The sequence below is a fragment of the Streptomyces peucetius genome, from assembly GCF_025854275.1.
GTDB lineage: Bacteria > Actinomycetota > Actinomycetes > Streptomycetales > Streptomycetaceae > Streptomyces > Streptomyces peucetius_A.
In genome coordinates this window covers 329684-342165 of the sequence record NZ_CP107567.1, presented here as the reverse complement: position 1 = coordinate 342165, position 12482 = coordinate 329684, and the positions used below count along the sequence as shown (strand labels likewise).

Annotated in this window: 7 protein-coding genes and 1 pseudogene; 6 read left to right on the top strand and 2 right to left on the bottom strand. The window is 72.1% G+C overall.

From position 1 onward, the window contains the following. Positions 1-11: 11 nt before the first annotated feature. Positions 12-1892: a serine hydrolase gene (locus OGH68_RS01625; protein WP_264241444.1), complete on the bottom strand. Its 1881-nt coding sequence runs from the start codon at positions 1890-1892 to the stop codon at positions 12-14. A 160-nt stretch (positions 1893-2052) separates the two neighbouring features. Here OGH68_RS01625 and OGH68_RS01620 point away from each other — a divergent pair, with 160 nt between their 5' ends. The 5 genes and pseudogenes from OGH68_RS01620 to OGH68_RS01600 all read left to right on the top strand — a co-directional run bounded on the left by OGH68_RS01620 (position 2053) and on the right by OGH68_RS01600 (position 8250). Next, positions 2053-3162: a nitronate monooxygenase gene (locus OGH68_RS01620; RefSeq protein WP_264241443.1), complete on the top strand. Its 1110-nt coding sequence runs from the start codon at positions 2053-2055 to the stop codon at positions 3160-3162. Further along, on the top strand, positions 3159-4724 hold the full coding sequence (locus OGH68_RS01615) for an acyl-CoA synthetase (protein ID WP_264241442.1): 1566 nt from the start codon (positions 3159-3161) through the stop codon (positions 4722-4724). Before OGH68_RS01620 ends, OGH68_RS01615 begins: the two co-directional genes overlap by 4 nt. 143 nt (positions 4725-4867) lie before the next feature. Continuing rightward, positions 4868-5977, top strand: a complete 1110-nt coding sequence (locus OGH68_RS01610; protein WP_264241441.1) for a calcium:proton antiporter — start codon at positions 4868-4870, stop codon at positions 5975-5977. 83 nt (positions 5978-6060) lie between these two features. Continuing rightward, entirely contained in the window at positions 6061-7584 is a 1524-nt protein-coding gene (locus OGH68_RS01605) for an acyl-CoA synthetase (RefSeq protein WP_264241440.1), read from the top strand. A 123-nt stretch (positions 7585-7707) separates the two neighbouring features. Next, positions 7708-8250: pseudogene (locus OGH68_RS01600) on the top strand (DUF1707 SHOCT-like domain-containing protein). On the opposite strand, the gene OGH68_RS01595 reads toward OGH68_RS01600, so the two are convergent. Further along, positions 8198-9397, bottom strand: coding sequence for a Cmx/CmrA family chloramphenicol efflux MFS transporter (locus tag OGH68_RS01595; protein ID WP_264241439.1), 1200 nt, complete (start codon positions 9395-9397; stop codon positions 8198-8200). The pseudogene OGH68_RS01600 and the gene OGH68_RS01595 overlap by 53 nt on opposite strands. A gap of 388 nt (positions 9398-9785) precedes the next feature. On the opposite strand from OGH68_RS01595, the gene OGH68_RS01590 reads away from it, so the two are divergent. Beyond that, complete coding sequence (locus tag OGH68_RS01590; protein WP_264241438.1) at positions 9786-11690, top strand: rhamnogalacturonan lyase; 1905 nt, start codon at positions 9786-9788, stop codon at positions 11688-11690. Positions 11691-12482: the final 792 nt, after the last annotated feature.

Below are 12482 nucleotides of genomic sequence, written 5' to 3'. Positions count from 1 at the left end.
CTGACCGGCCGTCAGTCCCTTGACGCGCTCCAGCCCAGCGCCTCGATCCGGGCGGCGTCCGCGGGGCGCGACTCGTCGAAGAGCGGCCCGCCGTGGCCGTCCTCGACGCGGATCGCGTCGACGTAGGCGCCCCGGCCCACGTAGAGCCGGTCGGTCGCGTACCGCCAGCGCAGCCGTACCGGCGCGCCGCGCCACGCGGTCAGGTCGGCGGTGAGCCGGTGCCACACCCGCCCCGACCAGCCGGTTGCGGACCCGGCCGGGTGGGAGTTCTCGGGGGTGGACCCTTCCGGGTGGGACGCGTTCGTGCTTGTCCCGCCCGTGCCGCCCGCGCGGGCCGCCTGCGTCGTGGTGAAGGCGACCGGTCGCCAGGTCGCCCCGTCGTCCTGCGACGCTTCGAGGAACAGCGCGTCGGAGCCGGGCTCGGTGTCCCACCACAGGGAGCACCGCAGTCGCGGTCCGCCGGACGTGAGGGTGAGCGCGGGCAGCGTGAGGGTCGCCTCCGTGGAGCCGGCCATGCCGGAGTACCAGGCGGTGCGGCCGTGGTCGGGGCGGACGGCGACGGCCCTGGCCATGTTGTTCGCGGCGGCCACCCGGGGCGCGCTGCCGGAGCGCCAGCTGCGCACGGGGTGCACCGAGTTGCCCAGCACGATCAGGAACGAGTCGGTGGTCGGGTCGAGCACGAGGCTGGTGCCGGTGAAGCCGGTGTGCCCGGCGGTACGCGGCGTGGCCATCGCGCCCATGTACCAGTGCTGGTAGAGCTCGAAGCCGAGGCCGTGCTCGTCGCCGGGGAAGTCGGTGTTGAAGTCGGTGAACATCAGGTCGACGGAGGCGGTGTCCAGGATGCGGGAGCCGCCGTAGACGCCGCCGTTGAGGAGCGTACGGGCGAGGATCGCGAGGTCCCAGGCGCAGGAGAACACCCCGGCGTGGCCGGCCACGCCGCCGAAGCTGTACGCGTTCTCGTCGTGGACCTCGCCCCACACCAGGCCGCGGTCGAGACCGGACCAGGGGAGCCGGGCGTCCTCGGTGGCCGCGATCTTCGGCCGCCAGGAGGCGGGCGGGTTGAACCGTGTGCGGTGCATCCCGAGCGGAGCGGTGATCTCGTCGTGGAGCAGCCTGTCCAGAGAGCGACCGGTGATCTTCTCCAGGACGAGCTGGAGCGAGATCAGATTCAGGTCGGAGTAGAGATACGCGGTGCCGGGCGGGTTCGCCGGGGCCTCGTCCCAGAGCCGCCGCAGCCTGGCCTCCTGGGTCGGTTCCCGGAACAGCGGGATCCAGGCACGGAGGCCGGAGGTGTGCGTCAGCAGATGACGCACCGTGACGTCCTGCTTGCCCGCCCGGCCGAACTCCGGCAGGTAGGAGGCGACCGGCGCCTCCAGTCCGAGCGCGCCCCGCTCGATCTGCTGCACCGCGAGGATCGACGTGAACAGCTTGGAGACCGAGGCCAGGTCGAAGACGGTGTCCTCGGCCATGGGAATCTGCTCCTCGGCCGGCAGTTCCAGCGCGGTGTCGGTCGTCTCGTCGTACGCCGAGTAGCGCAGCGCCTTGCCGATCGCCCGGTGCAGCGCGACCGTGCCGCCCCGGGCGGCGAGCAGCACCGCTCCCCCGTACCACGGGTGCTTGGGGGAGGGGGCGAGGAACTTCTCGGCGTCGGCGACCAGTCGGTCGAGATGCTCGGAGAGCAGACCCGCCCGCCGGGCGGTGCCGCGCCGCAGTGTCGGCCGGTGGCCGGCCCCGCCGCCCGGACCGGCCCCCGCCCCCGTGCCGGAGCCGTCCGGCGTTCCGGCAGCCGCCGCGAAGGAGACCGGCGCGAGGGCGACCGCTCCGCCCAGCGCCAGCATCCCGCCGCCCAGCCTCCGCCTGCTGATCCCTCTGCCCGCCGAGTCGTCGGTCATACGGAACCCTCTCTGCGCGTCTTTGAAAGTATCTTTCGGATCTTCCGCGACAGGTGAAACTTTCTTGCGGCGTCGTGGGTCTGTCAACCACTCCAAAGAATCTGACGCGGCATCAGAAAACGTCTTCCCTCGTCCGGTGCCTTGCGGCATCCTGCCGCCCATGGAGACGGAGCTGAGCAGACAACTGGGCATCGAGCACGCCATCTTCGGCTTCACACCGTTCCCGGCGGTGGCCGCGGCCATCAGCCGCGCGGGCGGACTCGGCGTACTCGGCGCCGTCCGCTACACCGCGCCCGACGACCTGAAGCGCGACCTCGACTGGATGCAGGAGCACACGGACGGCAGGCCCTACGGGGTCGACGTCGTCATGCCCGCCAAGAAGGTCGAGGGCGTCACCGAGGCGGATGTCGAGGCGATGATTCCCGAGGAGCACCGCAGATTCGTGACCGACACCCTCGCCCGGCACGGCGTCCCCGAACTCGCCGACGGCGAGGCCTCCGGCTGGCGCATCACCGGCTGGATGGAACAGGTCGCCCGCAACCAGCTCGACGTCGCCTTCGACTACCCCGTCGCACTTCTCGCCGGCGCCCTCGGCTCCCCGCCCGCCGACGTCGTCGCACGCGCCCACGACCACGGCGCCCTGGTCGCCGCCCTCGCCGGCAGCGCCAAGCACGCCCGCCGCCACGCCGAGGCCGGGATCGACGTCGTCGTCGCCCAGGGATACGAAGCCGGCGGACACACAGGAGACATCGCCTCCATGGTGCTCACACCGGAAGTCGTCGACGCCGTCGCCCCCGTACCCGTCCTCGCCGCGGGCGGCATCGGCAGCGGCGAACAGATCGCCGCCGGCCTCGCCCTCGGCGCCCAGGGGGTCTGGCTCGGCTCCCTGTGGCTCACCACCACGGAGGCCTCACTCGGCTCCCGCGCCCTCACCGGCAAACTGCTCGCCGCGGGCTCCGGCGACACCGTCCGCTCCCGTGCCCTCACCGGCAAACCCGCCCGCCAGCTGCGCACCGCGTGGACCGACGCCTGGGACGACCCGGCCGGCCCCGGCACCCTGCCGATGCCCCTGCAGGGGCTCCTCGTCGCGGAGGCCGTCTCCCGCATCCAGCGGTACGAGGTGGAGCCGCTCCTCGGCACCCCGGTGGGCCAGATCGTCGGCCGGATGAACTCGGAGCGCGGCGTGCGCGAGGTGTTCGACGACCTGACCCGCGGCTTCGAACGCGCCGTGGACCGCATCAACCGCATCGCGGGAAGGAGCGCGTCATGACCGGTGCCCCCGCACCCCCGAACGGCTTCTGGGCCCAGGCCGCCGCAGATCCCGGCCGGACCGTGCTCACCGGCCCGGCGGGCGAACGGTGGACGGCCGCGGAGCTCCACGGCGCCGCCAACCGGCTGGTGCACGGGCTGCGGGCCGCGGGACTCGAACCCGGGGACTCGTTCGCCGTCGTCCTGCCCAACTGCGCGGAACTGATCACCGCCTACCTGGCCGCCGCCCAGGCCGGGTTCTATCTCGTCCCCGTCAACCACCATCTCGTCGGGTCCGAGATCGCGTGGATCGTGTCCGACTCCGGTGCCAAGGTGCTCGTCGCGCACGAGCGGTTCACCGGCCCGGCGGGCGACGCGGCCGACGAGGCGGGGCTGCCGCACCCCCACCGATACGCGGTCGGTGCCGGCGACGTGGCCGGTTTCCGGCCGTACGGCGCGCTCCTCGACGGGCAGCCGGGGACCCCGCCCCAAGGGCGCACGCTCGGCTGGGTCATGAACTACACCTCCGGCACCACCGGCCGGCCGCGCGGCATCCGCCGGCCCCTGCCCGGCAAACCGCCCGAGGAGACCCACCTCGGAGGCTTCCTCGGCATCTTCGGCATCCGGCCCCACGACGGCAACGTCCACCTCGTGTGCTCGCCGCTTTACCACACGGCCGTGCTGCAGTTCGCGGCCGCCGCCCTGCACATCGGCCATCCGCTGGTCCTGATGGACAAGTGGACGCCCGAGGAGATGCTCCGCCTCGTCGACACCCACCGGTGCACGCACACCCATATGGTCCCCACCCAGTTCCACCGCCTGCTCGCACTGCCCGACGAGGTGAAGAGGCGCTACGACGTCACGTCCATGAGGCACGCCATCCACGGCGCGGCCCCATGCCCCGACCATGTGAAACGAGCCATGATCGACTGGTGGGGAAGCTGTGTGGAGGAGTACTACGCGGCGAGCGAGGGCGGCGGCGCCTTCGCGACCGCCGGCGAATGGCTGAAGAAGCCCGGCACCGTCGGCAGGGCCTGGCCCATCAGCGAGCTCGCCGTCTTCGACGACGACGGCAACCGGCTCCCGGCGGGCGAACTCGGCACCGTCTACATGAGAATGACGACCGGTGCGTTCAGCTACCACAAGGACGAGACCAAGACCCGGAGCAACCGCATCGGCGACTTCTTCACCGTCGGTGACCTCGGGCACCTCGACGAGGACGGCTACCTCTTCCTCCGGGACCGCAAGATCGACATGATCATCTCGGGCGGGGTCAACATCTACCCGGCCGAGATCGAGGCCGCGCTGCTCACCCACCCGGCCGTCGCCGACGCCGCGGCCTTCGGCATTCCGCACACCGACTGGGGCGAAGAGGTGAAGGCAGTCGTGGAACCTGCCGAGGGCCGCACGCCCGGCGACGCCCTCGCCGCCGAGATCCTCGCCCACTGCGCACGGCACCTGGCCGGCTACAAACGCCCCAAGTCGGTGGACTTCGTCGCCGCCATGCCGCGCGACCCCAACGGCAAGCTCTACAAGCGGCGGCTGCGTGAGCCGTACTGGGAGGGACACGATCGGGCCGTGTGACCGCGTCACCGAGCCGACCGCCGGGGTCGTGGTGAGATCCGTCCGGCGCCGGCGGCGGGCGCCCGGCTCCTTTGCGCCGGCCCGCGGGCGTCCGCCGCACACTCGTCGCGCGGCGGGCGTCCGCCGCTGGCAGCCTGACACCCATGAGTGCGGTGAACCTCACGTCCTTCCTGAGCCGGTGGACCGTCTGGGCGCCGCTCGTCGCGGTGGTCGCCCTGGTCCTCAGCTGGGGCCGCGACCTGCCGGGCTTCGCGGTCGTCCTCGTCGCCGTCTGCCTGGCCGGCGCCGTGCTCGCCGCGGTCCACCACGCGGAAGTGGTCGCCCACCGGGTGGGGGAACCGTTCGGCTCCCTGGTGCTCGCGGTCGCGGTCACGGTCATCGAGGTCGCGCTCATCGTCACCCTGATGGTCGACGGCGGACCCGAGTCCTCCTCCCTCGCGCGGGACACCGTCTTCGCCGCGGTGATGATCACCTGCAACGGGATCGTCGGGCTGTCATTGCTGGCGGCCGCACTGCGCAACCACGTCGCCGTCTTCAACGCCGAGGGGTCCGGCGCGGCGCTCGCCACCGTCGCGACGCTCGCCACCCTCAGCCTCGTGCTGCCCACCTTCACCACCAGCAAGCCCGGCCCCGAGTTCTCCCCGGCCCAGCTGACGTTCGCCGCCGTCGCCTCGCTCGGCCTCTACGGGCTGTTCGTCGCCGTGCAGACCGTGCGGCACCGCGAGTACTTCATGTCCGTCACGCGCGACGACGAACCGGGGAGCACGGCCGGCGACGAGCACTCGGAGGCCCCCGGCCGGTCGGCCGCGCTGTTCAGCCTGGTGCTGCTCGTCGTCGCCCTGGTGGCCGTGGTGGGCGACGCCAAGGCGGTGTCACCCACCATCGAGTCCACGGTGGCGTCGGCCGGTCTGCCGCACGCCGTCGTCGGCGTCGTCATCGCCCTCCTCGTCCTGCTGCCCGAGACAATCGCCGCGGTACGGGCCGCCCGGCGGAACCTGGTCCAGAGGTCTCTGAACCTCGCGCTGGGGTCGGCCATGGCGAGCATCGGGCTGACGATCCCGGTGATCGCGCTCGCCACCATCTGGCTGGAGGGGCCGCTGCTGCTGGGTCTGGGCGCCACGCATATGGTGCTGCTCGCACTCACCGTCGTCGTCGGCGCGCTGACGGTCGTGCCCGGGCGGGCCACGCTGCTCCAGGGCGGGGTGCACCTGGCGATCCTCGCGGCGTTCATCTTCCTCGCCGTGAGCCCGTGAGCTCCCGCCTTCCCGTTCCCTGTCCGGGGTGAGGCCGTCACGAGGGCTTGACCCCACGGCCGTGCCCCGCACAGGATCACGCCATGACAGGCGCCCACAGCAGCACGGTCGACTCCCTCGTACGCCGCAGTGCCCGGCGCACCCCCGCCCGCGCCGCCGTCCGGTATGCGGACCGGTCCTGGACCTACGCCGAACTCGACGCCGCCGTCACCACCGCGGCCGCCGTACTGGCCGGACACGGCCTGGGCCGGGGCGACCGGGTCGCCGCGTACGGCCACAACTCCGACGCCTATCTGATCGCGTTCCTCGCCTGCGCCCGCGCCGGCCTCGTGCACGTGCCGGTCAACCAGAACCTGACCGGCGACGACCTCACCTACATCCTCGACCAGTCGGGCAGCGCGCTCGTCCTCGCCGACCCCGCCCTCGCGCCCCGCCTGCCCTCGGGGCACCGGGTGCTGGCCCTGCGCGACACGGACGAGTCGCTCCTCGCCGAGCTGGCACGGCCGCGGCCGTTCACCGCCGAACGCGAGCCGCAGGCCGAGGACCTGGTCCAGCTCCTCTACACATCGGGCACCACCGCCCTGCCCAAGGGCGCGATGATGACCCACCGCGCGCTCGTCCACGAGTACGTCAGCGCCATCACCGCACTCGACCTCACGGCCGGCGACCGGCCCGTCCATTCGCTGCCGCTCTACCACTCGGCCCAGATGCACGTGTTCCTGCTGCCGTACCTCGCGGTCGGCGCGGAGAACACCATCCTCGACGCGCCCGACGCCGGCCGGATCTTCGACCTCGTCGAAGCGGGCCGCGCCGACAGCCTGTTCGCCCCGCCGACCGTATGGATCGGCCTGTCCAACCACCCGGACTTCGCCACCCGTGACCTCCGGGGCCTGCGCAAGGCCTACTACGGGGCCTCGATCATGCCCGTGCCGGTGCTGGCACGCCTGCGCGAACGGCTGCCCGCGCTGGCCTTCTACAACTGCTTCGGCCAGTCGGAGATCGGCCCGCTCGCGACCGTCCTCGGTCCCGACGAGCACGAGGGCCGCATGGAGTCCTGCGGCCGCCCCGTCCTCTTCGTCGAGGCGAAGGTCGTCGACGAGGACGGCAAGGAGGTCCCGGACGGCACCGCGGGAGAGGTCGTCTACCGGTCGCCGCAGCTGTGCGAGGGCTACTGGGACAAGCCGGAGGAGACCGAAGAGGCCTTCCGCGACGGCTGGTTCCACTCCGGCGACCTCGCCGTCCGCGACGGCGAGGGCTACTTCACGGTCGTCGACCGGGTGAAGGACGTCATCAACTCCGGCGGCGTCCTGGTCGCTTCCCGCCAGGTCGAGGACGCCCTCTACACCCACCCGTCCGTGGCGGAGACCGCCGTGATCGGTCTGCCCGACGACCGCTGGATCGAGGCCGTCACGGCGGTCGTCGTCGCCCGGGAGGACGTCACGGAGACCGAACTGATCGCCCACACCCGCGGGAAGCTCGCTTCCTTCAAGGCCCCGAAGCGGGTCCTCTTCGTGGACGCCCTCCCGCGCAACGCCAGCGGCAAGATCCTCAAGCGCGAACTCCGCGACCACTTCGGCGACACCGCGGACGGCCCTGCGCGCGCCTGACCTCCACGACCCGCTCGGTCCTGCCCGCCGACCACGCCGGTTCCCGCGGCCCACCCGCCTCCGTCATCCGCTGCGAACTTCGTTCGCCGGCCGCGGAGTCCGGCACGGCCGTAGGGTGAAGGGGTGACCTGTCTGCCGGAAGACCCGCGTCACCGATCAGCGAAGACAACCGCGACTCGGCAGTGCGGCGCGTGCAGGAGGCGTACGCCGGAGGGCACATCTCGCACGAGGAGATGGACGAACGCCTCCACCAGGTGCTCACCGCCAGGACGCGCGGCGAGCTCGTGTCGCCTCTGGCCTCGCTCCCGGAGGAGAGCCCGGGCACCACGTCCACGATTGCCGCCGCCGGCGGACGGATCCGGCGGCGCCGGCGCATGGCGGGTACCTCGGAACCTCACGGTCGGGTCCGCATTCGGACGGGTGCACCTGGACCTGTCCCGGGCGGTCATCGAGTACCCGGTGGTCGACATCGAGCTGCAACTCGGCACCGGCAGGGCGAAGATCACGGTGCCGCGCGACGCGATCGTCGACGTCGAGGGTCTGCGGACCGGGTGGAAGGACGTCCGCTACAGGACCCGGCGGCGCCCCGGCCCCGGCGGGCCGACGATCCGGATCACCGGGGCCGTGGGGTTCGGACGGCTGAAGATCCGCCACGCGCGTCGCTGAGGATCACCCCGCGGAAGAGGAACCCGACCAGCAGCGCGACCAGGACGAGGAGACCACTGGCCCAGAGCGGCCCCAGGCTCCCGGCCGTGGTACCGAGGGTGGCCGCGGCGATGAGTGGTCCGGCAGCGGCCCCGACATTGAGTGCCGCGGTCGCGTACGAGCCGGCCATGGTGGGTGCTCCGGCGGCCTCGTAGAGGACCCGCGTGATCAAGGTGCTGCCGAGCGCGAACGACAGCGCGCCCTGCACGAACACGAGGATGAGCAGAGCGACCGGCTCGTCGGCGAGCAAGGCCAGGACCGGCCAGCCGATGAGCAGTGGCGGACCACCGGCTGCGACGACCAGACCGGGGCGCCGGTCCGACAGCCGTCCGGCGAGGGTGACGCCCACGAAGGAACCGGCGCCGAAGAGCACCAGGACGACCGAGATCCACAACTCGTCCAACCCGGCGTTGTCGGTGACGACGGGGGCGAGAAAGGTGAAACTTCCGAAGGTTGCCGCGTTCACCAGCGCGCCGAGCAGCATCACCAGGAGCAGCCGGGGATTCCTGAGCTGCGCCAGCTCCGACCGCAACGCCGGCCCGCCGGCCGCGGCTTCCTTCGCGGGCCGGGCAGGGATCGCCTTGAAGATGCCGAGAGCCGCAGGCACGCAGAGAACGGCAACAGCCCAGAACGTGGCCCGCCATCCGAGCAACGTGCCGAGCATCGACCCTCCTGGGACACCGGCGATCGTGGCCACCGTCGTGCCCGACAGCAGCACGGCGAGTGCACGTCCCTTCTTGTCGGGGGAGACCAGCGTGGCAGCGGCTGTCAGAGCCACGGCGAGGAACCCCGCGTTCGCCAGCGCGGCGACGACCCGGGTGGCGAACAGGACCGGGAAGCTCGCGGTGGCGGCGGCCACGGCGTGAGCTGCCGAGAAGACGAGGACGAACCCGAGGAGGCTGGACCGTCCGGGCCAGTTGCGGGCAAGCGCGGCCACGAGCGGGGCGCCGACGATCATCCCGACCGCGAAGGCCGAGGTGAGCGCCCCTGCCGTCCCGACGGTCACGTCGAGGTCGGAGGCGATGTCCGGCAGGAGGCCGGCGAGCATGAATTCGGAGGTGCCCATGGCGAAGAGCGCCAGGGCAAGCAGGTACAGCGGGAGAGGCATCGAGTGGCTCCGAGGCGAGGAGAAGCACGAGAGGAGGACATCTCGTCACCGCCGCCGGCACCCACGGGCGCACTCGTCCAGCCGCGGAACGCGGCGGGACGACAGGACTACGAACTCAGTGGTTCAGGGGGCTGACGGCGTGACCGAAAGCCCCCACCTCGGCTGACTCGGGGCTCGACATGCCCCGCACGCTACCCGACCGACGCCCGTGGAGGCACCCCGGTTGAACGGACTGGACGCTCGGGCCCCCGGCCGCTGTGCACGGTGTTCCAGGCGGACCGGCCGGAGGCTCGTCGCGGCGGAGTGATCGAACCGGCAACCTCAGGCGGCACCGGCGGCGACCACCGGGGGCAGCTGTCCCTCCGTCCCCTGACAACGAGGTCGAGTGATGTCCCGATCACGCCGCACATCCCACCGCTCAGGCAGGTTCGCCGGAGCACTCCTCGCCGCCGTGCTTGCCGGGACCGGCGGCCTGCCGGCCGTCAACGCGCCGGCGTCCGCGGCCGACGAGCCCCCGGTCCGTGCCCTGGCCGCCCCCCGAATCGCCGAACGGCTCGACCGGGGGCTCGTCGCCGTCCCCGCGAGCGGCGGCGTCCTCGTCACCTGGCGCATGCTCGGGAACGATCCGTCCGGTGTCTCCTTCAGGCTCTACCGGGCCGGGACCCTCGTCTCGGAGACCACGAGGACGAACTTCCTCGACGCCCGTGGCAGCACTTCCTCCTCGTACGAGGTCCGCGCCGTCGTGGGCGGTACGGAGCAGCCGGGCGAGAAGGCCGTCGTCTGGGCCTCCGGCCGGCTCGACATCCCGCTGCGGAAGCCACCGGGCGGCACCACCCGCGACGGCGTCGCCTACACCTACTCCGCCAACGACGCGAGCGTGGGCGACCTCGACGGGGACGGCGCCTACGAACTCGTCCTCAAGTGGGTGCCCTCCAACGCCACCGACGTGGCCAACTCCGGTACCTGCACCGGTCCGACGGTCTTCGACGCGTACGAACTGGACGGCACCCGTCTGTGGCGCGTGAACCTGGGCACCAATGTGCGCAGTGGCTCGCACTACGACTCCTTCCAGGTGTACGACTACAACGGCGACGGCAGGGCCGAGATGGCCGTCCGTACCTCCGACGGGTCGAGGGACTCCGCCGGCACCGTCATCGGTGACGCGGGCGCCTCGCACCTCGCCGACAACTGCGCGGTGATCAGCGGCCCCGAGTATCTGTCGGTCTTCAACGGGCAGACGGGCCGAGTCATGGACTCCGTGCCCTTCGAGCCGGCCCGCGGCTCGGTCGCCGACTGGGGCGACACCTGGGGCAACCGCGAGGGGCGGCTGCTGTCCGCCACCGCGTACGTCAACGGCTCGACGCCCAGCATGATCTTCAGCCGCGGCATCTACGAGCGGATCGCGATCGCCGCGTACGACTGGAACGGCACCGACCTGGTCCGCCGCTGGAAGTTCGACACCAACTCCTCCACCAACGTGGGCAAGGGCTTCGACCGGCAGGGCAACCACAATCTCGCCGTGGCGGACGTCGACGCGGACGGCAGGGACGAGATCGTCTACGGCGCCATGGCCGTGGACCACGACGGCCGTGGGCTGTGGACGACCGGACTGGGCCATGGCGACGCGCTGCACGTCGGCGACCTGAACCCGGCCCGCCCCGGCCTGGAGTCGTTCAACGTGCACGAGCACACCGGCTCGGCGTACGGCTTCGAGATGCACGACGCGAGGACCGGAGAGATCCTGTGGGGCCGGAAGACCGGCACCGACGTCGGGCGCGGCATCTGCGCCGACCTCACGCGCGCGCACGCGGGCGCCGAGTGCTGGTCCAGTGGGGGCGGGCTGTACGCCGCCGACGGTACGAAGATCAGCGACGCCGTCCCGGGCTTCGGCGGCGGCGCGTCGTACAACTCGGCGATCTGGTGGGACGGCGACGCGAACCGTGAACTCCTGGACCACCGCTGGTCGGGCACGGCGGGATCCGGCTACGGCCAGATCCTCAAGTACAACGGCTCCACGGAGCTGACCCGCCTCTGGTACGACCAGGACGCCCGTTCCAACAACTGGACCAAGGGCAACCCGGTGCTCTCCGCCGACCTCCTGGGCGACTGGCGCGAGGAGATGATCTGGCGCAACAACGACTCCACGGCGCTGCGCCTCTACACCACCCCGCACCCGACCGAGTTCCGGCTGCCGACCCTGATGCACGACCCGGTGTACCGGCTCGGAGTGGCCTGGCAGAACACCGGCTACAACCAGCCGCCGCAGGTCAGTTACTACCTCGGCACGAGGTAGCGGACCGAGGCGCGGGACGGAGGAGCGGGACGGAGGAGCCTGGCCGAGGGGCCTGGCCGAGGGGCCGGAAGGAGGAGCGGCGAGGGGCCGGCCCGCCGGGCGGTGCGATCACGGCGCCCACGGCCGGCCCCGCGCGCCATCGGCACGGCAGGCGATGCTCGCTCAGTCGGCCACGGCCTCGACGAGGGAGAACGGCGCGGCCTCCGCGAGCGGGGTGACCGATGTGAGGGACAGGCCCGCGCGGTGGCAGACGTCCTCGAAGTCGCATTTCGATGCACTCGACGCGCTCCCCGCGGATGCGGGCCGGACCGGGCGACAGAGCGGCGACAAGGCTGCTCAGGGACCGGCGCCCGGGGGCGCCCTCGACGGTGAACGGACTCTCCCCGAAACCGATGACGACGATCACGGCAGGCTGGGGGAGCACCCGCAGGTCCAGCCCGGCAGCGATGCGGTCGCGGAATCCGGCCATCCGGACGCCACCGGGAGACGTGCCGCCGACGGGATGGGCGACTTCCCAGCCGTCCTCGGCCTCACGGTCCATGGGGGCGGAGCCCGCTTCGTAGCTGCGCATGCCCCTACGGTCGCCGACTTCGGCGATCCTGTCTTGGACGAAAGTTCCGGGAGGACCGCTCCGCCCAAACTGGTATGGCTGCAACGGGACTTCGTGCCCGCCCCGGCACTACTCCCGTCGGAGTACCCGGCAGATCCCCGTCGGCGCGGGCCTCCTGCTGCTCGCGTCCGCCGCCTGCTCCTCGGCGCCCCGCCGTGCTGCCCCCGACCTGCTTCACGGCT